We start from the raw sequence: 21,897 nt of genomic DNA on the forward strand, positions 1-21,897 counted from the left end.
GCATAGGCAGGCATGCAGCCGGCAATGACGCAGCCCACCAGAGGGATCACCAGAAACAGTAACAGCGACATAGATATAGCCCGGTCAAACGGCCTCTGAACAATCGGGGTCCGGGCCTTTCGTTTTCGTCGTGGGGAGCCGGTGAAACCCTCTCCGGAGCGGATGGGGGACAGCAGGGTGCGATCAAAAGAGCCGGCAAGGTAGCGGCACGCACCGGAAACCGGCAGTCTGAAAATATCAGAAAAAACCGCATCAATGCCAGTTATGTCTGTGACAAGTGCGGCTTTCAGGCGTGGACACCGGGGTAAAGTCACATACCTTTTCGGGCAGAGCTGATAAACTTCAGGAGCTTCAGCAGCAGGTGGCTGAACCTCCGTTTCTGGCAAGGAGTGATCCAATGAAAGGAATACAACTGACGTTCGCGCTGGTGCTGGTCACCCTGCTGGCCCTGACGGGCTGTGCGGGTGGTCCCGGAACCACAACCGCAGGGGGTGATCGTCCCGTCCCGACTGCACCCCTGACCAACACCTATTGGCAGCTGGCGCAGGTGGGCGAGCATACGGTCGAAACCGGTGTTCGTGATACGGAACCCCACATGATCCTGCTGGATGATGGCCGCGTGCACGGCTTCAGCGGCTGCAACCGCTTCGTCGGCCAATACACCCTGCAGGCGGCGTATCTGCTGTTTGATTCCATGGCCAGCACCAAGATGGCCTGCCTTGACGACAACATCGAGGCGCCCCTCTACGAGGCCTTTTCCGCCACTGCGGGGGTTAATCTGCGGGGTAAGGTGCTGAAGTTGCTGGATGAGCAGGGTCGTGAGCTGGCCCGGTTTGAGGCCGTAGCACTGCCCTGACACGGGGCACCCTGTATTGCGCGCCCCCATACAATGCATTCCCTGAACCCGCTGCCCTGTGCCTGTGCGCAGGGCAGCGGGTTTTTCGTTGACCGGGGCAACGAACTCCGCGTGACGGACATTCTGGTGCCTCCGTGACACCCGTATGACAGGGCTTCTCCTGATTTCCTGAACGATTGGCCAGCTTTTTGCTCCGGCCCTGCCATCCGGAGGCAGTAAGGGCCTTCACGATCCCCAATCCGTTCAGGAGATGTATCCATGAGTCTGAAACGCAGTCTGGTTCTGGCCGCCACTGTTACCTCCACCCTTGCGTTACCGACGGTCACGATGGCCGATGACCCCATGAAAGTGGGCTTCGTCTACGTCGGCCCCATCGGTGACCACGGCTGGAGCTATCAGCATGACCAGGGCCGCTTGTCGGTAGAATCCCATTTCGGGGACAAGGTCAGCACCACCTACGTTGAGAATGTCAACGAGGGCGCTGACGCCGAGCGCACCATCCGTCGCCTGGCCCAGACCGGCCATGATGTCATCTTTACCACCTCCTTTGGCTTTATGAACCCCACTGAACGGGTGGCCAAAGAGTTCCCTGATACCACCTTCCTGCATGCGACCGGTTACAAGCGGGATGACAATCTAGGTACCTATCTGTCGGTGACCTATGAAGGCCGCTACGTAACCGGTGTGGCTGCCGGCCTGGTGAGTGAAACCAACACCATCGGCTACATCGCGTCTTTCCCGATTCCGGAAGTGATCCGCGACATCAACGCCACCTATCTGGGCGCGAAATCGGTTAATCCGGACATCGACCTGCGGGTGGTGTGGGTCAACACCTGGTTTGATCCGGCCCGCGAAGCCGATGCCGCCAACACCCTGATGGATCAGGGGGTGGACGTGATTGTTTCCCACACCGACAGTCCGGCACCGATGATCGCGGCGGAACGCCGTGGCAACTGGGCGGTGGGTCAGGCGTCTGACATGAGCGAGTTTGGTTCCAATGCGCACCTGCTGTCCGTGGTAAATGACTGGGCGCCGTACTATATCGACACCATCCAGCAGGTGATGGACGGTACCTGGGAGTCCGCTGACTACTGGGGCGGTATCGCCGAGGACGTGATCCAGATCGTCAAGGTCAGCGACCGGCTGACGGCGGAGCAGCGTGAACAGGTGGATGCGGTAACCGAATCCATTCGCAGTGGTGAGTTCCACCCCTTCACCGGACCCCTGAAAAATCAGGCCGGCGAACTGAAAGTGCCGGAAGGTGTCAGCATGACCCGGGCAGAGCTGGCCAGCATGAACTGGTACGTAGAAGGTATGACGGCGAACTATCCGCAGTAAAACATGTACATGCCCCGGGCACAGACTGTGCTCCGGGGCTCATCAATGGCGTTGATCAGGCCAGCAATGCCTTCACCCCCTCCTGCACCTTGCGGGTCAGCTCGCCGGCATCCAGCCCTGCTACCCGACCGTCTTGAACCACCGGTTTACCATTCACGAAACTGTCCCGCACCGTAACCGGTTCGCCGCACATCAGCGGTGCCATCAGCGGCATGTGCACGCCGGCAAACCGGGGTTGATCCACATCGAACAGCACCAGGTCCGCTGCCTTGCCCACCGCCAGAGCGCCGGTTTCATGCAGGCCAAGCAGCTCGGCGCCGCCGCGGCTGCCCCAGTCCAGCACCTGTTCCAGAGTTGTGGCCTCGGGCCCGTGGACTGACCGATGGATCAGCCAGGTCATGGTCAGCTCCTGCAGCATGGAGCCGGATTCGGCGGAGGCCGAGCCGTCCACCGCCATGGAAACGGGAACGCCCGCCCGGGCCATGGCTGTCACCGGGGCAATGCCGCTGCCAAGGCGACAGTTGGAGGTGGGGCAATGGGCAATGCCGGTACCGGTGGCGGCCAGCCGCTGGATTGCATGAGCATCGCTGTGGACCAGGTGGGCAAACCACACGTCACTGCCCAGCCAGCCCACGGACTCGGCATAGTCGATGGCGCTCATGTTGTACTTGTGGCGAGCCTGAACCTCATCGAAGGTCACTTCCAGCAGATGGGAATGCATTTTCAGCCCCTGCTCCCGGGCCCAGCGGGCCTGCAGACGGAGGCTTTCCGGAGAGCTGGAGTGGATCAGACTGGTAGGCGCCACCACCAGTTTTTTCATGGCGTTTCCCCCGTCCTGATGGTGGCGGCGGTGGCTGTGTTCCAGTCGCGCCAGAATCTGATCCAGGGTTTCCGGTTCGATGCCGTGGTCGATCATGCCCTGATGGCTCCCCTGCTCATCGGCACTGCCGCGGCACAGGACCAGGCGGATGCCCAGCTCCTCCGCTGCCTGCCAGACCGCCTCTTCCATCTCCGGCGACGTCGTGCGGTGGTACAGGTAGTGGTGATCGGCACAGGCGGTCGCGCCGGAGCGAAGCAACTCGTAAAGGCCCAGTCGAGCCGTGTGGTACATGAGCTCCGGGGTGATCTTCGGCCAGAACCGGTAGGGCACCGAGCTCAGCCAGTCCCCCAGATCCTGGTTAATGCCGGCCGGCACCCCTTTGAGGATGGACTGGAACAGGTGGTGGTGGGTATTGACCAGCCCCGGCCAGATCACACAGCCGCGGGCGTCGAGCACTGTTTCGCTGCCGTCGGGCAGGGGCTCCAGGCCCTGACCAAGGGCGGTGATGCGGCCATCGGCAATGCGGATATCGGTGGCAGTGGGGTGTTCTTTCGAATAGACGGCAGTGGCATTACGGATCAGCCAGGCCATAGGCTTGCTCCTTTCAGGTTCCGAGCAATGTCCCGGGGCACACAGTATCCCCTGACCGCTTCTGCTCTTGATGGTTGTGGGTTGTTTGATTGCAACAGACAGACTCAATGCAAAAAGCCCTCCAATCCTGACCAGTTGGACAGCTCTTGTATTTGCGGGTGATGGGCTCAGTCCGGCCGCTGTTCCGGGCTGCACGACAGTGCGTTATCGCGGCGCAGGGCACCGAAGTGGTGCGTGAAAGCCTCGCCGCGCAGCAGGTCGTTGAATGCAACACTTTGAAGATAGGGTGTTTTTGTCAGCCATTCACGCTGGCACAAAGCCTGCTTGCCTTATAGGTAACCAGGGTGGCCGCCGTGACGGTGCCGCCCCGGGTTGTGCTTGAGTAGAAGCAGTCAGGAGCCAGCGGCTTCGGGTCATTGCTCAGCCTGCGACCGGGTTTGGCCGAACGTGCCGCCAGTGCAGGTTGACCTGCTTCCAGCAGTCTCTGCCTGTGCCCGGTCTTCAATGACAGTTACGATTTGGAGACACCCATGACAACCACCACTTCCCCTGATACCTCCTCGCCCACCGCTGGCAGCAAACCCCTTTACGGCCTGAAAGAGCTGGAGCTGGAAACCACCTTCGGTGGCTTTGGCCGGGAAACCAGCCGGGAAATTCCGGTCATTGACCTGACGGACTTCGACGCTCGCAGAGAGGAGATCACCAACCAGCTATGGCAGGCCGCCACCGAAGTGGGCTTCTTCCAGCTGGCCCACCATGGCCTGGACGTCACGAAGGTTCGTAACGCCTTTGCCCTGTCCGAAGCCTTCTTTGCCTTGCCGGCGGAGCAGAAACAGCGTTTTCCCCTGAAAGAAGGGCTCAACGCCGGCTGGGAGTTCATGTCTCAGGTGCGGCCTTCCACCGGCACCGCCGACCAGAAGGAATCCTTCCAGATCACCCTGCCGCACATGGACGACCTGTGGCCGAACCAGACGGTGGTGCCGGAGTTCCAGCGGGTGATGCTGGCGTTCGAATATGAAGCCTGGCAACTGGGCATGAAGGTGCTGTCCTGCTTTGCCGAGCGGCTGGGTTTTGAACGGGACTTCTTCACCCGCGCCCATGACCGGCGTCAGCCGGATTACCAGAGCACCTTGCGCCTGCTCCATTACCTGCCGGTGGCTGAACGGGATCTGGCCGATGAACGTCTGTGGCGGGCCGGTGCCCATACCGACTTCGACTGCCTGACCATGGTGTTCCAGCGGGACGGCCAGGGCGGCCTGCAGGTCAGCCCCGGCAAAGACGCGGAAGGCGCCGGTGATCAGCGGGAATGGTTCAGTGTGATGCCAAAAGACGAGCTGATCACCTGCAATATCGGTGACATGCTGATGCGCTGGAGCGACGACCGCCTCAAATCCACCCTCCACCGGGTCCGCATGCCGAAACCGGGCGACTACAACGGACCCCGCTACAGCATCGCGTTCTTCTGCCAGGCCAACAAGGACGTGGTCATTGAAGGCCCCGAGGGCAAATACCCCCCGATCACCGCCCGGGACTACCTGCTGCAACGGATTCAGGCGAATTTTGCAGGCAAGAAGTAAGCGCGGCGCACGCACACGGGCGAACACACGGTTCGCCCGTGGTGATTCGTCGCCCGGCCTCCTGTTTCGGCCTGCGGGTTCAGGGTATCCTGCTCTGAACATTGAAGGTGAGACAGGAGACGGTGGTGGGACAAGAACTAAGCAATGACGAACTGAACGCCGTACTCGCAATGAACGGTGAGGAACGCTACGACTACTTCCTGAGCTGCGTGGCGGAGGAACGGGAGATCTGGATTCTGATCAACAGCGATAACCGCTTCCTGAAAATCTCCTCCGAAGAGGACGGCGTCGACTATCTGCCGGTCTGGCCGCTGGCGGAGTTTGCGGTGGCCTGGGCCGAAGGCTCTGCAGACCTGACGCCCAAGAGCCTTTCACTGCCCGATTTCTTCCGCAAGTGGGTACCCGGCCTGAGCCGGGACGGCATCGACATCGGAGTGTTGCCGGGGGCAGATGAAACCCTCTGGATCACCGCCCCCGCCGAGCTGCAGAGTGATCTGCAGGAGGAACTATCGGCGTTCTGATCAGAACGCCATTTCGGAGCCCCGGGTGGCCCATTTGGTCATGCGGCGCTCGACAAAGGCGAAAATCTCGTACATGGCCACGCCCATGATGCCGATCACCACCAGCCCCGCAAAGACCAGTCCCATGTTCATGGTGGAGCTGGCGGACATCATCAGGTAGCCGATGCCGAGGTTGGAGGCCACGGTTTCGGAGATCACCGAGCCCACAAACGCCAGGGTAATGGCCACTTTCAGGGACGCGAAGAAGTAGGGCATGGAGCGCGGCAGCGCGACCTTCTTGAGGATGTCCATCTTGCTGGCGCCGAGGGATCTCAGCACGTCCTGCAGTTCCGGCTCCAGGGTCGCCAGGCCGGTGGCCATGTTGACCACCACCGGGAAGAAGGAGATCAGGAACGCGGTCAGTATGGCGGGCACGGTGCCGATGCCGAACCACACCACCAGCACCGGCACGAAGGCCACTTTTGGGATGCTGTTGAAACCCACCAGCAGTGGATAGAGCGCCTTGTAGATCACCGGTGATGAGCCCACCAGAATCCCCAGGATCAGCCCGAACACCACGGCAATACCGAAGCCGGTGACGGTGGTGAACAGGGTCTGCAGGGCGTGTTGCATGATCGGGGCCCGGTATTGCAGCCAAGCGGCCCAGATGTCGGAGGGGGCCGGGAACAGGTAGGTGGGAACCTTGAAGGCGAAGCACACCAGTTCCCAGAACAGGGTCAGGAACACCAGCAGCAGCCAGGGGCTGGCCTGGATCAGCAGTTTGCGGCGTTTGGCAGGGGTCAGCTTCATGTGGTTTTCTCCCGGATACGGCCAATGTGGTCCCGCAGCTCGAACACCAGTTCGGCAAACTCATCGCTGTAGGTAACAGCAATGTCCCGGGGGCGGGGCAGTTCCACCGGTTTGCGCACCAGGATGCGGCCCGGGCCCTTGCTCATCACGTACACGGTGTCTGCCAGGAATACGGCTTCCCGCAGGTCGTGGGTAACCAGCACCACGGTGAACGGCTCTTCCTGCCACAGGTCCCGCAACATGCACCAGAGTTCTTCCCGGGTGAAGGCGTCCAGGGCGCCGAAGGGCTCGTCCAGCATCAGCAGTTTCGGTTTGTGGATCAGGGCCCGGCAGATGGACGCCCGTTGCTGCATGCCGCCGGACAGCTCCCAGGGGAACTTGTCTTCCACGCCACCCAGGCCGACCCGTTTCAGCAGGGCCCGCCCCTGCTCTTCGAACAGGGCCTTTTCTTTCTTGAAGCGGTGGCGATACTCCTGAACGATTTCCATCGGCAGCAGGATGTTTTCCAGGGTGGTTCGCCAGGGCAGCAGGTTGGAAGCCTGAAAGGCCATGCCGACGCCCTCCTGGGGGCCGGATACCTGTTTCCCGCCGAGATAGACATAACCATCACTGGGGGGCGCCAGGCCGGTGACCAGCTTCATCAGGGTGGACTTGCCACAGCCGGAGGGGCCGACCACGGCAACAAACTCGTTTTCCTTGACCGTCAGGCTGATGTCTTCAATGGCGAGGGGGCTGTCCTCGTCGCCATAGCGCATGCTGACGTTCTCAAAGGTGACCAGATCCATCGAAACTCCGGCGGTAAATGTTGGAGGTTGAGGTTTTTGACAGGCAGGACCCGTCGCCGGACGGGTCCTGCGTGGCGGTGCTCAGTCGATCATGCGATCCGCGATCGGGGGCAGGAAGCTGCTGTCGAACAGGGCTTCCAGTTCCGGCTTAGGCTCCAGGTTGTAGGATGCGATCATGTCGGCAAGGGCCCGTTCCATGCGCTCTGTGGTGATGGCACCGAGGCCTTCGGCCCGGGTTTCATCGGTGATCACGTTGGTTTCCAGAGCCAGTTTGAGGCGGCGCAGCTCCAGTGCCTCGTCGATCAGGGCATCGCGCTGCTTGACGTAGGCAATGGCGGTTTCCGGATCGGCGATGGTTTCCTGCAGGGCGCGGTTGAAGGCACGCAGGAAGCCCCGCACGGCCTCCGGGTTTTCTTCGAGCAGTTCGTTACGGGCAATGATGGTGTTGCCGTAGAACTCGACGCCGTAGTCCGGATATTTCAGGACCACGATGTCGTCCGGATCGACGCCCCGGGCTTCAAGGTTGAGCAGGCTGGTGAAGTAGAAGCCGGTGATGCCGTCGAGCTGACCGCGAGCCAGAAGGGTTTCACGGATGGCGGGTTCCACGGACTGCCAGGTGACGTCGTCCACGTTCAGGCCGTTATGACGGGCGAAGGACGGCCAGGCTTTACGGCCGCCATCGAACACCGGGGCGCCAAGGGTTTTACCCTTGAGGTCGGCGGGGGTTTCGATGCCGGAGCGTTTCAGGGCGAAGACGGCGGCGGGCATGGCGTTGTAGACCATGTAGATGCCGGTGACTTCGGTGTCCGGGTTGTTGGCGGTGGTTTCGGTCAGTGCGCTGTAGTCGGCGAAGCCCATGTCGTAGGCATTGGTCGCTACCCGGGTCACGGCGCCGGCGGAGCCGCTGCCGGAGTCGATGGTGACGTTGAGGCCTTCTTCCTTGAAGTAGCCCCGTTCAAGGGCCATGAGGAAGGGGGCAGAGGGGCCTTCGAAGCGCCAGTCGAGGGTGAAGCGGATGTTGGTGTCGGCGTGGGCGGCACTGCTGAGGCCAAGGCCGCCGATGGCGAGAGCGCCGAGGCTGGCGGTCACGGCGATGGCACGGCTGATGCGGTTGATCAGGCCCTTGCGTGGTTGCTGATCCTTCATGGTACTACCTCTCGTTCTTGATGTTGGGCGATGTCGGGTTGGGCTGAATGGGGGCAGCGTTGGTGCGGGCCGTCCCTCTGTGGAAGAGGTACAGCAAGGGGCGTACCAGAGTGGTGGGATCGGGGTGGGGAGTGGGTAAAAACCTGACCAACTGGTCTGCTGTGCGGGGGTTCTGGTTTTTGGGGTGCCGGGTTTAAGGGGCAGGTTGCCCGATTCCTGGGCGCCGGCCAACTGGTAATGCCCCGGTATTGTGCACAGGGCCGTGGGGCGGTCTTGCCAAAATACGCTGTAAACACGTCCCTGTGCGCTCGGGCTCCGCCATCCTGGCTCCGCACGATTTTGGCAAGACCGCCCCACGTCCCTGTTTCCGGCTGCGGTTATTGCTGTTCCCGCTCCTTGCCCAAATCTGCGTTATCTACTGCTCATCCAGCCACCGTCCCAACGCCTGGCGCTCGTCCTCTGTCATTCCCGTCGGGTTGCCCAGGGGCATGTAGTGGGAGTTGACGGCGGACTGGCGGACCTTGTCCCGGTGTTGCAGGAGGAGTGACAAGTCCTGCAGCGCGATACCGGCGGGTGGGGCCTGGAAGGCCGGGTGACTGGGCTCCGGGGCGTGGCAGGCGATGCAGTGTGTGTCCATCAGGGTCTGGATGTCGGCATCGGTGACGGCCGGCTGGTTGCTGGTCTGTTGTGGCGCCGGCCGTGGGGCGGGGGCCAGGGCCCAGATCAGGGCGATGGTGAGCACGCCGGCAATGACCAGGATCGACGGTTTGTTGATGTCCTGATGGCGCAGGTTGAAGTAATGGCGGGCGTAGGCGGTGATGAAGCCGATGGCGGCGAGGATGGCCCAGCCGTGGGGGTGGCTGTAGAACAGCGGGTAGTGGTTGCTGATCATGATGAAGATGACCGGCAGGGTGAGGTAGTTGTTGTGGGTGGAGCGGAGTTTGGCCAGGGCGGCCAGGTGAGCGACCCGTTCGCCGGGTTCTTCACCTCTGGCCACGGCGCCGACCAGTGCCCGCTGGGCCGGGATGATGCCGAGAAAGACGTTGGCAACCATAATGGTGCCGATCACTGCCCCCACGTGGATGTACGCACCACGGCCGGAGAACACCTGGAACAGGCCCCAGCTGACCAGCACCAGAATGGCGAACAGCACCAGGCCGAAGGCCTTGCCGTTGTCTGCCAGGGGGCTGCGGATCAGGGCTTCGTAGATGACCATCACCGCCAGCAGGGTGCCAAGGCCGATGGCGATGGCAGCGCCGCCGCTGAGCTGGGCTTTGGAGGGGTCGATCAGGTAGCCCGGTGAGCCCATGTAATAGACCACGAACAGCAGCGCCATGCCGCTGAGCCAGGTGCTGTAGGCTTCCCATTTGAACCAGTGCAGCTCCCGCGGCATCTGCTCCGGCCCCAGGCGGTATTTGGCCACCTCGTAGAAGCCGCCACCGTGGATTGCCCACAGATCACCCTTGATGCCTTTCTGTTTTTTCCAGTCCGGCGGCTCCCGCAAATGGTTATCCAGCCAGACGAAGTAGAAGGAGGCGCCAATCCAGGCAACTCCGGCGATTACGTGGAACCAGCGGATGATCAGGCTGAGCCATTCGCTCAGGTAGGCTTCCATCAGACGGGCTCCTTGTTAACAGTGGTGGCCGGGCGCTGGTACTGGCACTGGCCGGCCACCCAGGTGGCGGCCACAGTGCGGTCGTCCCCGAGGATCATCAGGTTGAACAGGGTTTCGGCAAGCGTACCCGGCTGTTCGTGTTTCATGGCCAGCATCGGGCCGCCATTCAGGTCGAGGACCACGGCATCGGCCCAGGCGCCCTGGCGGAAGCTGCCGATCTCGTCGCCCTGATGCAGTACCCGGGCATTGCCCAGGGTGCTCAGGTAGAACGCCTGGAAGGGTGTCAGGGGCTGGTCCCGCAGGCGGCAGACTTTGTAGGCCTCGGCCATGCTGGCGAGCATGGACAGGCTGGTGCCACCGCCGACATCCGACGCCAGACCCACGGTGACACCGGCACCCCGGGCACTGCGGAAGTCGAACAGGCCGCTGCCAAGGAAGGTGTTGGAGGTAGGACAGAAGGCGATACGGGTGCCGGTGTCGGCCAGGGTGCGGCGGTCTTCATCGTCGATGTGAATGCCGTGGGCCAGAACCGTGCGGTCTCCCAGCAGGCCATAGTGATGGTACACGTCCAGGTAGCTGGCCCGGTCCGGGAACAGCTCGGCAATCCAGGCGATTTCGGCGTGGTTCTCGGCCCAGTGGGTCTGGATCAGGGCGTCCGGGGTTTCCCGGGCCAGCTGCCCGGCCACTGCCAGCTGGTCCGGGGTGGAGGTGGCGGCAAAGCGGGGGGTGATGGCATAGCGCTGACGGCCCTTGTGGTGCCAGCGGTCGATCAGGGCACGGCTGTCATCGTAGCTGCTGCCCGCGGTGTCCATCAGGGCGTCCGGAGCGAACCGGTCCATCATCACCTTGCCACCGTGCAGGCCCATGCCCCGGGCTTCGGCGGCGTTGAACAGGGCATCCACCGAGCCGGGGTGGGAGGTGCAGAACACCAGACCGGAGGTGGTGCCGTGGCTCAGCAGCAGGTCAGTGAAGCGATGAGCTTCGGCCTGGGCGAAGGTCTGGTCCGCGAACTTCGATTCGTGGGGGAAGGTGTAGTTCTCCAGCCAGTCCAGCAACTGGGCGCCGTAGCTGGCGATCACGCCCAGCTGCGGCATGTGCACGTGGGTGTCGATAAAGCCCGGCAGGATCAGGCTGTCCGGGTAACGGGTGACCGGGGTATCGGCCGGCAGCAGCGCACTCAACTCAGCTGCGGCACCGCAGGCGATCACTTTGCCTTGATGCATCACCAGCAGGCCATCCGGCAGGTGTTGGTAGCTGCCCGGAGCCGGCTCGGGGCCGTTACCGGGGTCATCCAGAAACTGCAGAATCTGGCCGCGAATGGCGGTGCAGCCGGCAGGTAAAGTGGCTATGGTCTGGCTCATCAGCTCCCCCGGTAGGTGGAATAGCCCCACTGGTTCAGCAGCAGGGGGACGTGGTAGTGGGCATCGGTGTCGCTGACCTGAAAGTCGAGGCTGACCTCCGGATAGAAGGTTTCAAGGCCCCGGGCCTGGTACCAGGCGCCGGTGGCGAAGCGCAGGCGGTAATGGCCGGGGCTGAGCGGGGCGTCGAACCACTGCATAATGCGGCCGTCGGCGTCGGTGCTTCCGCTGGCCAGGGTTTCGGTGCCATTCGTGGTGACCCGTTCCAGAATTACATCAACTCCAGCGGCGGGAAGACCGCGGCCCAGGTCGAGAATGTGAGTGGTAATGGGACTCTTGCTCATAGCAGTTTCTCCAGTCTCAGTTCGGTGATCTTCGCCTGTTCCCGGGCAGCGTTGCGGATTTCCTCGTCGCGGGAGTTGGGCAGGCGGTCTTCCAGCAGCGCCAGCATTTCCGCTGCGCTCTTGCCGGTGGCACAGACGATGAAGATGAAACCGAAGGTGTTCAGGTAGGCGTCGTTACCCGCTTTCAGGCATTGCAGTATTTCATCGGAGGCTTCACGGGCGCCGGCCTGTTCGCCACTGGCCAGGGCTTTGGTGCTGGCGTATTTCTTTTTGAGGCTGTCGACGTCACCGATCTGCGGGTGGGCCTCGAAGGCCTGCAGCCAGTCGGCTTCGGTCAGGGTCGGCCAGAGTGCCTGGCTGCGGGCGAGCAGGGCCTGACGATTGGCGTAGGGGCGTCCGGCAACCATGCCGTCGATCCAGGGTTGTGCCGCGCAGCAATCCTGAAAGTGGCGGGCGGCCTGTTCTGCGGGCAGGCGGTTGAGTTGTTCCAGGGTCATTCGTTGGGTGCTCCTTCCGGGGCGCTGGTGATCAGCCCCCGCAGTTCTTTCCATTGCAGGCCGCGGCGGGTCTCGGTGCCCGGCGACACTGCGGTCAGGGTCAGCAGTTCTGCCATGATCGAAACGGCCACTTCCATCGGCCGCTTGCCCGGCACATCACGACGGCCCACCGGGCAGCGGATACGGGCAATGACCTCATCACTGAAGCCCCGGTGGGCCAGCCGCTGGCGGAAGCGGGCGGCCTTGGTGTCGCTGCCTATCAGCCCCAGCCCGCTGTCACGGCCGGCATTCAGCAGGGTCTGGCAGAGATCGAAGTCCAGCTGGTGGTTGTGGGTCAGGATCAGTACCTGGGCACCATCACACAGGTCGGGGGCGTCGCCTACCGGGTCGTCGGTCAGATGCCGGCGCACATTGCCGGGCAGTTGTTCGGGAAACTGGTCGGCGCGGCTGTCCACCCAGGTGACCCGCCAGGGCAGTTGCCCCAGTACAGTGATCAGGGCCCTGGCCACATGGCCGGCGCCAAACACCACCAGCCGCTGCTCGCAGCCGGGGTGGGTCTCCAGCAACACCGAGACACTGCCGCCACAGCATTGCCCAAGGCTGGCTCCCAGCGGAAAGTGGGTCAGTTCCGTGCCGAACTGCCGGCCCGCCAGCCGCGCCCGGGCCTGCTGGCACACCCGGTACTCCAGGTGGCCGCCGCCTATGGTGTCGTAACTCCGCTCACCGGTCACCACCATCTTGCTGGCGGGTTCCCGGGGCACCGATCCGGTCACCCCTAACACGGTCACCAGCACATAGGGTTCGCCCTGCTGTTCGCAGTGGCTGACCGCCTGGTACCAGGTCATCTGCCTGTCCATCAGTGCGACTCCTGCTGTTGTGTCAGCCAGTGCTGGCTGGCGGTGACCGCCTGCAGCACCCGTTCCGGTGTGGCTGGGGTGTCCAGGGGCGGGTTGAAGCGATAGTCACTGACGCTGGCCACGGCGTCCCGCAGGGCGCTCCACACGGAGATGCCGTGCATCAGCGGCGGCTCACCCACTGCTTTGGAGTGGAACACGGTGGCTTCCCGGTTGGGGCTGTCCGGCAGCAGGCTGACCCGGAAGTCCGGCGGTGTATCGGACGCCGCCGGGATCTTGTAGGTGGCCGGACCGGTGGTCAGCAGGCGGCCGTCGTCGCTGTAGACCAGCTCTTCCGTGGTCAGCCAGCCCATGCCCTGGATAAAGCCCCCTTCGATCTGGCCGATGTCGATGTCCGGGTTCAGGGAACGCCCCACATCGTGCAGGATATCGGTGCGCAGCACCCGGTATTCGCCGGTCAGGGTATCGATCACCACTTCGGAGCAGGAGGCGCCGTTGGCGTAGTACAGGAACGGATGGCCTTCCCCTTTCTCGTAGTCGAAGTGGATCTTCGGGGTGGCGTAGAAGCCGGAGGACGACAGCGACACCCGGTTCATGTAGGCCTTCTGCACAAACTCGGCCCAGGGCACCCGCAAGTCTCCGACCACCGCCTGGTTGTTCTCGAAGCGAACCTGTTCTGCCGGCACCTGCCAGTGTTCTGCGGCGAAGTCGGTCAGGCGGGCGAGGATCTTCTCACAGGCGTCCAGCGCCGCCATGCCGTTCAGGTCAGAGCCGGAAGATGCCGCAGTTGGCGAGGTGTTGGGCACCTTGTCGGTACGGGTGGCGGACACCTTGATTCGCTCCAGGTCCACCTGGAAGGCGGTGGCCACCACCTGGGCCACCTTGACGTACAGGCCCTGGCCCATTTCGGTGCCGCCGTGGTTCACATGGATGCTGCCATCGGTGTAGATGTGTACCAGCGCGCCCGCCTGGTTCAGGTGCTTGGCGGTAAAGGAGATGCCGAACTTCACCGGAGTCAGGGCCAGGCCCCGCTTCAGCACCGGGCTGCTGCGGTTGAAGGCGAGGATGGCCTGGCGCCGGGCCCGGTAGTCGCAACTGGCCTCCAGCCGGGCCATCAGCTCCGGCAATACGTGGTGCTCCACGGTCTGGCCATAATGGGTGACATCCCGGCCGGGGCGGTAGAGGTTGGTGAGGCGCACATCCAGCGGGTCTTTGCCGAGACAGCGGGCAATGTCATCCATCGCCTGTTCGATCACCATCATGCCCTGGGGGCCGCCAAAGCCCCGGAAGGCGGTATTGGAGACGGTGTAGGTCTTGCAGCGGTGGCCGACGATGCGGCTCTGGTCCAGGAAGTAGGCGTTGTCGGCGTGGAACATGGCCCGGTCGACGATGGCATCGGACAGGTCCGGGGAAAAGCCGCAGCGGCCGGCCACCATGATGTCTGCGCCGCGGATCAGGCCATCGTCGTCAAAGCCGATCTCCCAGGTGTTGTAGAAGTCGTGGCGCTTGCCGGTCTGCACCATGTCGTCGGGCCGGGATAGCCGGTACTTGATGGCCGTGCCAGTCACCCGGGCGAGCAGGGAGGCCACACAGGCCAGGGCTGCGGCCTGGGTTTCCTTGCCGCCAAAGCCGCCACCCATGCGGCGCACCTCCACCTGAACCTCATGGATCGGCAAACCCAGCACTTCCGCCACCAGTTTCTGCACCTCGGAAGGATGCTGGCTGGAGGTGTGCACGAACATGCCGCCGTCTTCCGTCGGTTCCACCAGGCAGGCCTGGCTTTCCAGATAGAAGTGCTCCTGGCCGCCCACGTGCTGCTCGCCCCGCAGACGATGGGGTGCGGTCTTGATGGCCGAGTCCGGATCGCCCCTGCGCCAGGTCTGGCTGGGTCGCACGAACAGTTGCTGATCGAGCGCCTGCTCAACCGTGACGGCGGCGGGCAGGGCCTCGTAGTCAATCTTTGCCAGCCGGGCCGCCTTGCGGGCGGCCTCGTGGGAGGTGGCCGCGACTGCAAACACCGGCTGGCCGACGTGTTCCACCACCCCGTCTGCCAGCACCGGGTCGCCGGGGAACACCGGGCCGATGTCGATATGGCCGGGCACATCCGCCGCGGTGACCACCGCAACTACGCCGGGGTAGGCTTTGACCGCGTCCAGGTCCATGGCCAGGATGCGGGCGTGGGCCTGCTCGCTGTGGCCGACGGCGGCGTGGAGCAGGCCTTCCGGTTCGGGCAGGTCATCAATGTAGCGGGCCTGGCCACTGACGTGCTTCCAGGCGCTGTCGTGTTTGACGCTCATGCCGGCAACGCCTTGCGCGCTGTGGGCCGGGGTGGGGGTGTTCAGGGGCAGTTTACGCATGGCTGGTTACCTCGAATCCGGTGACCATCAGGGCCGGGCTGTGGCCGGCTGTTGTGCTGGCCAGGTACGCGCGGCGCAGCAGGTTACCCGCCACCTGCAAACGGTAACCGGCGGATGCCCGCACATCGGACATGGGGCTGAAATCGGTGCTCAGGGCAGCGATGGCGCGGGTGAGGGCCTGCTCGTTCCAGCTCTGGCCGAGCAGCGCGGCTTCGGCGGCCCTGGCCCGGGCCGGTGTGGCGGCCATGCCACCAAAGGCCAATCGGCAGCCGGTGACCTTGCCACCGTCGAGGGTCAGGCGGAAGGCGCCGAGCACGGCCGAGATGTCGTCATCCAGCCGCTTGGAGACCTTGTAGATATACAGCTGTTCATTATCCCGCGGCGCCGGCACGTGCACCGAGCGAATGAACTCCCCGGGGCGCAGGTCGGTTTTCTTGTAGCCGAGGAAGAAGTCCTCCATGGCCAGCCGTCGCTCACCATCGGGGCCGTCCAGCACCAGCGTGGCCTCCAGGGCAATAAGCGGAGGCGGCATGTCGCCGATGGGAGAGGCATTGCCGATGTTGCCACCCAGGGTGCCGCGGTTGCGGATCTGCAGCGAGCCGAGCCGGCCCAGCAGGACGTCAAAGTCCGGCCACAGCCGGGCCAGGGGTTTACGGAAGTGCTCGTAGACGACTGCGGCACCAATCACCAGCTCGTCCTGGGCGCTGGACAGGGTCTGCAGTTCCGGCACCCGCTCCAGGGTGATCAGGTGATCCAGTTGTTTCAGCTGCTGGGTAATGTCCAGGGCGAGATCGGTACTGCCGGCCACCAGTCGTGATTGCGGGTAGCAACGACGCAGATCCCGCAGTTCCTGCAGGCTGACCGGGGCGTCGTAACGACGGCCTTCAGGCGATGAAAATGAGCCGTGACGGCGGGCCATGTCGCCCAGTTCGCGGGTGATGGTATTGTCGGTCAGGGTGGGCGCCAGGAGGGACTTGCGGCTGCCCGCCGGAGCCGGCTGATCCGGCGCTGGTGGCGTCCAGCTCTGCACCATGGCATCGCGGCCGGCCGCCATGATGGGGCGATAACCCGTGCAGCGGCAAAGGTTGCCCGAGAGCGCCTCGAGCAGGGTGTGATCGTCCGCCGCCTCGCCCTGTTGATGGCAGTGCAGGGCAAACAGCGACATCACGATGCCCGGTGTGCAGAAACCACACTGGGCGCCATGGTGTTCCATCATGGCCTGTTGCACCGGATGCCCGGGGGCCTCCTGCAGGGCGTCGACGGTGATCAGGTGTTTGCCGTGCAGGCTGCCCACCAGGGTGATGCAGCTGTTGATGGCCTGATACTCCATGCCCTTGGCATTGCCGGTTCTGCCGGTGACCGGGCTGCCGAGAACCACGGTACAGGCGCCGCAGTCGCCGGAGGCGCAGCCCTCCTTGGTGCCAGTCAGCCGCATTTTGGTGCGTAACCACTCGAGGATGCTCAGATTTGGGTCAGGGTTCTCCAGAATCCGGGGCTGTCCGTTCAGATAGAATTCAATCACGGGGCGTTCTCCGCTGTCGTCGCTCTATAAGGGGTGTAGCAGCCGCCGGCGGGTTCCGCCATGGGGGCGGGGCATGCTTCCCCTGATCATGGAGACTGGCTCTGCAAAAATCTGACCAGTTGGTTCATTAATCGTTCTTGCGGGCTCTTTCCTGTCCGGACGGCAGGCCGGAAAAACATTGGCAAGCATATTGCTGAGGCCAGTCAGCGAATCATCAAATCCTGATTATCTGGTCAGCAAATGTTGTTTTCATGCCGGAAAGAGGTTGTTTTATGAGCGGTGCCCTGCGCCTGAAGCTGGAGAACATCGTCAAGCAGTACCCCGGCTGCCGCGCCAACGATGGCGTTGACCTGACCGTTGAGGCGGGCGAGATTCATGCGCTGCTGGGGGAGAACGGCGCCGGCAAGAGCACCCTGATGAAGGTGATCTATGGCGTCATCCAGCCCGATGCCGGCCGCATACTCTGGAACGGTCAGGAAGTGACCATGGACAACCCGGCGCGGGCCCGGGAGCTGGGCGTGGGTATGGTGTTCCAGCATTTCTCGCTGTTCGAGACCCTCACCGTCGCCGAGAACATTGCCCTGGGCCTGCCGGCGGATGAAGCCCGGGACCGTCGTCAGCTCGATCGCAGGATACGTGAGGTGTCCGGGCGCTATGGCATGGCGCTGGATCCCCGCCGCTACGTCAGTACGCTGTCCATGGGGGAGCGTCAGCGGGTCGAGATTGTCCGCTGCCTGATTCAGGAAAGTACCCTGTTGATCCTTGATGAGCCCACCTCGGTACTGACGCCGCAGGAAGTGGACGCGCTGTTCAGCACACTGCGTCAGCTGGCGGCGGAGGGCTGCAGCATTCTGTTCATCAGCCACAAGCTGGAAGAGGTCCGGGCCTTGTGCCACAACGCCACCGTGCTCCGGCAGGGGCGGGTCAGTGGTGACTGCCGGCCGTCGGAGGTCAGTGCCCGGGACATTGCCCGGCTGATGGTGGGTGACAATACCCCTCTGTCGACAAACGTCTCGACAGCACACCCCGGCGCCACCCTGCTGGATGTAAAAGGCCTGACCTACCGCAGCACCGACCCGTTCGGGACCAGCCTGCGGGACATTGCCTTCAGTCTGCGGGAGGGCGAGATCGTCGGCATCGCCGGCGTGGCCGGCAACGGCCAGGACGAGCTGCTCAAGGCGCTGTCCGGGGAAATCCGCTCACCCCGGGGCATGATCCGGTTCTGCAGCAAGGAAATGGGCACCCTGTCACCGGTGGCGCGTCGGCAGATGGGGCTGGGGGTGGTGCCGGAAGAACGCCTCGGCCGCGGCGCCGTGCCGGGTATGTCGCTGGTGGAGAATGCGCTCCTGACCGCGTCCGGCTCCGGTCTGGTCAGTCATAATCTGGTGAACTATCGCCAGGCCCGCCGCTTTGCTGAGGACATCGTGGAACGCTTCGGAGTGCGCTGTGCCGGGGTCGACAGCCCGGCTGCGAGTCTGTCCGGTGGCAATCTGCAGAAGTTCATCATTGGCCGCGAGGCACTGCAGAACCCCCGCCTGCTGGTGGCCTCCCACCCCACCTGGGGGGTGGATGTGGGGTCGGCGGTGGCCATTCATGAGGCGCTGGTGGCCATGCGGGATCGTGGGGCGGCAGTGCTGCTGATTTCCGAGGATCTGGACGAACTCTACCAGCTGTGCAATCGCATCGGCGCCCTCTGTGAGGGGCGTTTGTCTCCACTGGCGAAAACCTCCGAGTTGTCCATCGAACAGCTGGGTCGCTGGATGGCCGGGGATTTCAGCCCGTCCGGGGAGGTGTCTGATGCTGTTGCTTGAGCGGCGCCCACTGGATTCACAGCTGATGCGCTGGTTGTCACCGCTGCTGGCGCTGGTGCTGACCATTGTTACCGGCTTCGTCATGTTCCTGGTGATGGGCAAGGACCCGGTTCAGGGGCTGACCTATTTCTTTATCACCCCATTGAGCGATCGCCACGGCCTGGCGGAACTGGGCCTGAAAATGGCGCCCCTGCTGCTGTGTGCGGCCGGGTTGACGGTCTGTTACCGGGCGCGGCTGTGGAACATCGGGGCTGAGGGGCACTTCCTGATGGGGGCTCTGGGCGCCAGTTTCGTTGCCTTGCAACTGCTGGACAGCAGCGGTTTCTGGGTGTTGCCGCTGGTGTTACTGGCCGGTATTGCGGCTGGTGCGGTCTGGGCCGGGCTGGCGGCAGGCCTGAAAACCCACCTGCACTGCAACGAAATCCTGACCACCATCATGCTCAACTACATTGCCCTGAACCTTTTGTTGTACGCGGTGCACGGGCCATTGAAGGATCCGTTCGGTTTCGGCTTTCCCCAGTCGGTGATGTTCGCCGAGGCCGCCCGGCTGCCCTCGTTGCTGTCCGGCACCCGCCTGCATCTGGGGCTGGCCTTTGCCCTGCTGGCAGCAGTGGCGGTGTGGGTGCTGTTCAGCCGCACCCTGACGGGGTTTCAGCTCAATGTGCTGGGGCAGGATACCCGTGCCGCCGCCTTCGCCGGATTCGGTGCCCGTCGCCTGACCTGGCTGGCGTTTCTGGTGGCCGGTGCTCTCGCCGGCCTTGCCGGTGCCTCGGAAGTGACCGGGCCCATCGGCCAGCTGGTGCCCCAGGTGTCCCCCGGATATGGCTATACCGCCATCATTGTGGTGTTTCTCGGCCGGATGCACGCCCTTGGCATCATCGCCGCCAGTGCACTGCTGGCCCTGACCTACATGGGCGGCGAGTTCCTGCAGATTGCCATGGGTATGTCCAAGGCGGTGACCGGCCTGTTCCAGGGGCTGCTGCTGTTCTACCTGCTGACCTGCGATGCCTTCATACACTACCGGGTGCGCCTGAAACGGCCGCTGGGGGCACCTGTCCCTGCAGCAAAGCCCGCACAGTCAACGCCGGCCCGGGAGAGCTGATATGGTGGATACGCTGCTGCTGACCAATATTCTGGCGGCCACCGTGGTGGCGGGTACGCCCCTGCTGCTGGTGGCCCTGGGGGAACTGGTGTGCGAACGCTCCGGGGTGCTCAACCTGGGGCAGGAAGGCATGATGCTGATGGGCGCCGTGGCCGGCTTTATCGCGGCCCTCACCAGCGGCAGCCTGGCGGTCGGGGTGGTGGTGGGCATCGTTGCCGGCATGGCCATGGCGATGCTGTTCGCCTTTATGGCGGTGACTCTGGCCGCTAATCAGTATGCCGCAGGGCTGGCCCTGACCATTTTCGGCATCGGCCTCAGTGCCTTTATCGGCGCCGGCTATGTGGGCCAGTCCCTGGGTGGCTTCAGTCGAGTGGCCATTCCGCTACTGAGCGATATTCCGGTATTGGGCCGGGTTCTGTTCCATCAGGACCCGCTGGTTTACCTCTCTTTTGTGCTGTTTGTGGTGGTGTATGTCTTCCTGCGATACAGCCGGGGTGGTCTGTTACTGCGGGCGGTGGGAGAAGCGCCCGAAGCGGCCACGGCCAACGGTATCAAGGTGCTGACCATCCGCTACGTGGCGGTGGCCTTCGGCGGCGGCATGGCAGGACTGGCCGGGGCGTATCTGTCGCTGGCCTACACGCCGATGTGGACGGAAAACATGACCGCCGGTCGCGGCTGGATCGCCCTGGCGCTGGTGGTGTTTGCCAGCTGGCGGCCAGAGCGGGTGTTGCTGGGGGCCTACCTGTTCGGTGCGGCGAGCATCCTGCACCTGGTGCTGCAAGGGCTGGGCTGGCGCAGCCCGACAGAGTTTCTGGCCATGCTGCCCTACCTGGTGACCATCATCATGCTGGTGTTGTTGTCCTGGAACCCAGCCCGGACCCGGCTGAACACGCCACTCTCGCTCGGTCAGCCCTATCGGCCGGGGCGGTGACAGGACAGATGGCAGGCGCTGTACGGTGTTTTGATCCATAGTCATTGTTGGGCAGAATTCCATACGTCAGGACGACCCGATAATGGATAAAGAGAGACGCTTATGACCAACAACGCTGTCGCGGATGCCAGACCCCTTCGCCGCAACGCCAGCCCGGACAAGGGCCGCAAATACCGGCCGGGCCGGATCCGCGAGCGCAACCGGGAAAAAATCCTGGCCGCGGCCGAGCAGGAGTTTGCCCAGCACGGCTTCCGGGGTGCGACCATCCAGAACATCGCGGAACGGGCCGGGCTGCCGAAATCCAACGTGCTTTATTACTTCAGTAACAAGAAGCAGATGTACGCGGCCATGTTCGATGACATCCTGGGCCGCTGGAACCGGGTGTTCACCGAGATCAAGCCGGAAGACGATCCGGCCCAGGCACTGGCAGCCTTCATTCGCACCAAGGTGGAAATGTCCCGCAAATACCCGCTGGCCTCTCGGCTGTTCGCCATGGAGATCATCCAGGGGGCACCGTTCCTGCTGGACCACCTGCGCACCAACATGCGGGAGTGGGTGCGGGGCCGGGCGGAGGTGATCCAGCACTGGATCGACACTGGGCGAATGGCACCGGTAGACCCGGTACAGCTGATCTTCCTGATCTGGTCATCCACCCAACACTACGCAGACTTCCAGGTGCAGATCCTGATGGTGGAAAACAAGGCCGAGTATGAGAAGCGGGACTTTGACCATGCGGCTGATTTTCTCACCGATGTGATCCTGCGGGGCTGCGGTTTGCAGAGGCCTTCATGAACAATGCTGATTACCCGAGAGACCTGATTGGCTACGGCGAACACCCACCCCGGGTGACCTGGCCCGGAAATGCCCGTATTGCGGTGCAGTTTGTACTGAATTACGAGGAAGGGGGCGAGAACTGTGTGTTGCATGGGGACAGCCACTCGGAAACCTTTCTCTCGGAAATCATCGGTGCCCAGGCCTATCCGGACCGCCACCTGAGCATGGAGTCCATATACGAATACGGTTCCCGGGCCGGTGTGTGCCGCATCCTCAGGGAGTTCCGCCGGCGGCATCCGACATTGACGG

The 21,897-nt window shown here is 63.4% G+C and carries 20 protein-coding genes and 1 pseudogene; 9 read left to right on the forward strand and 12 right to left on the reverse strand.

Annotated elements, in window-relative coordinates; translation table 11 throughout:
• Nucleotides 1-386: hypothetical protein (locus ACTZWW_RS20340; RefSeq protein ID WP_444782794.1), on the reverse strand; the 386-nt coding region annotated here is incomplete at its 3' end.
• An 11-nt stretch (nt 387-397) separates the two neighbouring features.
• Here ACTZWW_RS20340 and ACTZWW_RS20345 point away from each other — a divergent pair.
• Nucleotides 398-856, forward strand: a complete 459-nt coding sequence (locus tag ACTZWW_RS20345) for an META domain-containing protein (protein WP_444782795.1) — start codon at nt 398-400, stop codon at nt 854-856.
• 258 nt (nt 857-1,114) lie between these two features.
• The gene (locus tag ACTZWW_RS20350; RefSeq protein ID WP_444782796.1) at nt 1,115-2,194 is read left to right on the forward strand and encodes a BMP family ABC transporter substrate-binding protein; all 1,080 of its coding nucleotides are present in this window, start codon (nt 1,115-1,117) and stop codon (nt 2,192-2,194) included.
• 55 nt (nt 2,195-2,249) lie between these two features.
• Here ACTZWW_RS20350 and ACTZWW_RS20355 read toward each other — a convergent pair whose 3' ends face one another.
• The gene (locus ACTZWW_RS20355; RefSeq protein WP_444782797.1) at nt 2,250-3,605 is read right to left on the reverse strand and encodes an amidohydrolase family protein; all 1,356 of its coding nucleotides are present in this window, start codon (nt 3,603-3,605) and stop codon (nt 2,250-2,252) included.
• Between the two features lie 530 nt (nt 3,606-4,135).
• On the opposite strand from ACTZWW_RS20355, the gene ACTZWW_RS20360 reads away from it, so the two are divergent.
• Together ACTZWW_RS20360 and ACTZWW_RS20365 are read left to right on the forward strand one after the other, a co-directional pair.
• Nucleotides 4,136-5,182: an isopenicillin N synthase family dioxygenase gene (locus ACTZWW_RS20360; RefSeq protein ID WP_444782798.1), complete on the forward strand. Its 1,047-nt coding sequence runs from the start codon at nt 4,136-4,138 to the stop codon at nt 5,180-5,182.
• 125 nt (nt 5,183-5,307) lie between these two features.
• Nucleotides 5,308-5,703 (forward strand): DUF2750 domain-containing protein, encoded by a 396-nt coding sequence (locus ACTZWW_RS20365; RefSeq protein ID WP_444782799.1) that lies wholly within the window; start codon nt 5,308-5,310, stop codon nt 5,701-5,703.
• On the opposite strand, the gene ACTZWW_RS20370 is transcribed toward ACTZWW_RS20365, so the two are convergent.
• The 10 genes from ACTZWW_RS20370 to xdhA all read right to left on the reverse strand — a co-directional run bounded on the left by ACTZWW_RS20370 (nt 5,704) and on the right by xdhA (nt 16,970).
• Nucleotides 5,704-6,492 (reverse strand): ABC transporter permease, encoded by a 789-nt coding sequence (locus ACTZWW_RS20370; RefSeq protein ID WP_444782800.1) that lies wholly within the window; start codon nt 6,490-6,492, stop codon nt 5,704-5,706.
• Entirely contained in the window at nt 6,489-7,277 is a 789-nt protein-coding gene (locus tag ACTZWW_RS20375) for an ABC transporter ATP-binding protein (protein WP_444782801.1), read from the reverse strand. Before ACTZWW_RS20375 ends, ACTZWW_RS20370 begins: the two co-directional genes overlap by 4 nt.
• Nucleotides 7,278-7,358: 81 nt before the next feature.
• Nucleotides 7,359-8,423 (reverse strand): ABC transporter substrate-binding protein, encoded by a 1,065-nt coding sequence (locus ACTZWW_RS20380; protein WP_444782802.1) that lies wholly within the window; start codon nt 8,421-8,423, stop codon nt 7,359-7,361.
• Between the two features lie 415 nt (nt 8,424-8,838).
• Nucleotides 8,839-10,038, reverse strand: a complete 1,200-nt coding sequence (locus ACTZWW_RS20385) for a urate hydroxylase PuuD (protein WP_444782803.1) — start codon at nt 10,036-10,038, stop codon at nt 8,839-8,841.
• On the reverse strand, nt 10,038-11,399 hold the full coding sequence (gene guaD / locus ACTZWW_RS20390; protein WP_444782804.1) for a guanine deaminase: 1,362 nt from the start codon (nt 11,397-11,399) through the stop codon (nt 10,038-10,040). The genes ACTZWW_RS20385 and guaD overlap by 1 nt, the downstream gene beginning before the upstream one ends.
• On the reverse strand, nt 11,399-11,740 hold the full coding sequence (gene uraH / locus ACTZWW_RS20395; RefSeq protein WP_444782805.1) for a hydroxyisourate hydrolase: 342 nt from the start codon (nt 11,738-11,740) through the stop codon (nt 11,399-11,401). The genes guaD and uraH overlap by 1 nt, the downstream gene beginning before the upstream one ends.
• The gene (gene uraD, locus ACTZWW_RS20400) at nt 11,737-12,237 is read right to left on the reverse strand and encodes a 2-oxo-4-hydroxy-4-carboxy-5-ureidoimidazoline decarboxylase (RefSeq protein ID WP_444782806.1); all 501 of its coding nucleotides are present in this window, start codon (nt 12,235-12,237) and stop codon (nt 11,737-11,739) included. Before uraD ends, uraH begins: the two co-directional genes overlap by 4 nt.
• Nucleotides 12,234-13,082: a xanthine dehydrogenase accessory protein XdhC gene (gene xdhC / locus ACTZWW_RS20405; RefSeq protein ID WP_444782807.1), complete on the reverse strand. Its 849-nt coding sequence runs from the start codon at nt 13,080-13,082 to the stop codon at nt 12,234-12,236. The genes uraD and xdhC overlap by 4 nt, the downstream gene beginning before the upstream one ends.
• Before the next feature lie 11 nt (nt 13,083-13,093).
• Nucleotides 13,094-15,388: a xanthine dehydrogenase molybdopterin binding subunit gene (gene xdhB / locus ACTZWW_RS20410; protein ID WP_444782812.1), complete on the reverse strand. Its 2,295-nt coding sequence runs from the start codon at nt 15,386-15,388 to the stop codon at nt 13,094-13,096.
• 52 nt (nt 15,389-15,440) lie between these two features.
• Nucleotides 15,441-16,970, reverse strand: a complete 1,530-nt coding sequence (gene xdhA, locus ACTZWW_RS20415; protein WP_444782808.1) for a xanthine dehydrogenase small subunit — start codon at nt 16,968-16,970, stop codon at nt 15,441-15,443.
• 272 nt (nt 16,971-17,242) lie between these two features.
• Here xdhA and ACTZWW_RS20420 point away from each other — a divergent pair, with 272 nt between their 5' ends.
• From ACTZWW_RS20420 to ACTZWW_RS20440, 5 genes and pseudogenes are all read left to right on the forward strand, one after another.
• A complete protein-coding gene (locus ACTZWW_RS20420; protein ID WP_444782809.1) occupies nt 17,243-18,781 on the forward strand; it encodes an ABC transporter ATP-binding protein in 1,539 nt (512 codons plus the stop codon).
• Nucleotides 18,765-19,883: an ABC transporter permease gene (locus ACTZWW_RS20425; protein ID WP_444782813.1), complete on the forward strand. Its 1,119-nt coding sequence runs from the start codon at nt 18,765-18,767 to the stop codon at nt 19,881-19,883. The genes ACTZWW_RS20420 and ACTZWW_RS20425 overlap by 17 nt, the downstream gene beginning before the upstream one ends.
• A gap of 1 nt (nt 19,884) precedes the next feature.
• The gene (locus tag ACTZWW_RS20430; protein WP_444782810.1) at nt 19,885-20,814 is read left to right on the forward strand and encodes an ABC transporter permease; all 930 of its coding nucleotides are present in this window, start codon (nt 19,885-19,887) and stop codon (nt 20,812-20,814) included.
• Nucleotides 20,815-20,916: 102 nt separating this feature from the next.
• A complete protein-coding gene (locus ACTZWW_RS20435; protein ID WP_444782811.1) occupies nt 20,917-21,606 on the forward strand; it encodes a TetR/AcrR family transcriptional regulator in 690 nt (229 codons plus the stop codon).
• Nucleotides 21,603-21,897: pseudogene (locus ACTZWW_RS20440) on the forward strand (allantoinase); the annotation flags it as partial. The gene ACTZWW_RS20435 and the pseudogene ACTZWW_RS20440, both read left to right, overlap by 4 nt.

The organism is Salinarimonas sp. NSM, assembly GCF_052380005.1.
Taxonomy (GTDB): domain Bacteria; phylum Pseudomonadota; class Alphaproteobacteria; order Rhizobiales; family Beijerinckiaceae; genus Salinarimonas.

What these genes read in the sequence shown, in the direction of transcription:
- guaD (WP_444782804.1), bottom strand. Translation starts at nt 11,399, where the DNA reads ATGAGCCAGACCATAGCCACTTTACCTGCCGGCTGCACCGCCATTCGC.
- ACTZWW_RS20420 (WP_444782809.1), top strand. Translation starts at nt 17,243, where the DNA reads ATGAGCGGTGCCCTGCGCCTGAAGCTGGAGAACATCGTCAAGCAGTAC.
- uraH (WP_444782805.1), bottom strand. Translation starts at nt 11,740, where the DNA reads ATGAGCAAGAGTCCCATTACCACTCACATTCTCGACCTGGGCCGCGGT.
- ACTZWW_RS20430 (WP_444782810.1), top strand. Translation starts at nt 19,885, where the DNA reads ATGGTGGATACGCTGCTGCTGACCAATATTCTGGCGGCCACCGTGGTG.
- ACTZWW_RS20435 (WP_444782811.1), top strand. Translation starts at nt 20,917, where the DNA reads ATGACCAACAACGCTGTCGCGGATGCCAGACCCCTTCGCCGCAACGCC.
- uraD (WP_444782806.1), bottom strand. Translation starts at nt 12,237, where the DNA reads ATGACCCTGGAACAACTCAACCGCCTGCCCGCAGAACAGGCCGCCCGC.
- xdhC (WP_444782807.1), bottom strand. Translation starts at nt 13,082, where the DNA reads ATGACCTGGTACCAGGCGGTCAGCCACTGCGAACAGCAGGGCGAACCC.
- ACTZWW_RS20350 (WP_444782796.1), top strand. Translation starts at nt 1,115, where the DNA reads ATGAGTCTGAAACGCAGTCTGGTTCTGGCCGCCACTGTTACCTCCACC.
- ACTZWW_RS20355 (WP_444782797.1), bottom strand. Translation starts at nt 3,605, where the DNA reads ATGGCCTGGCTGATCCGTAATGCCACTGCCGTCTATTCGAAAGAACAC.
- xdhB (WP_444782812.1), bottom strand. Translation starts at nt 15,388, where the DNA reads ATGAGCGTCAAACACGACAGCGCCTGGAAGCACGTCAGTGGCCAGGCC.
- ACTZWW_RS20360 (WP_444782798.1), top strand. Translation starts at nt 4,136, where the DNA reads ATGACAACCACCACTTCCCCTGATACCTCCTCGCCCACCGCTGGCAGC.
- ACTZWW_RS20380 (WP_444782802.1), bottom strand. Translation starts at nt 8,423, where the DNA reads ATGAAGGATCAGCAACCACGCAAGGGCCTGATCAACCGCATCAGCCGT.
- ACTZWW_RS20375 (WP_444782801.1), bottom strand. Translation starts at nt 7,277, where the DNA reads ATGGATCTGGTCACCTTTGAGAACGTCAGCATGCGCTATGGCGACGAG.
- ACTZWW_RS20370 (WP_444782800.1), bottom strand. Translation starts at nt 6,492, where the DNA reads ATGAAGCTGACCCCTGCCAAACGCCGCAAACTGCTGATCCAGGCCAGC.
- ACTZWW_RS20345 (WP_444782795.1), top strand. Translation starts at nt 398, where the DNA reads ATGAAAGGAATACAACTGACGTTCGCGCTGGTGCTGGTCACCCTGCTG.
- ACTZWW_RS20385 (WP_444782803.1), bottom strand. Translation starts at nt 10,038, where the DNA reads ATGGAAGCCTACCTGAGCGAATGGCTCAGCCTGATCATCCGCTGGTTC.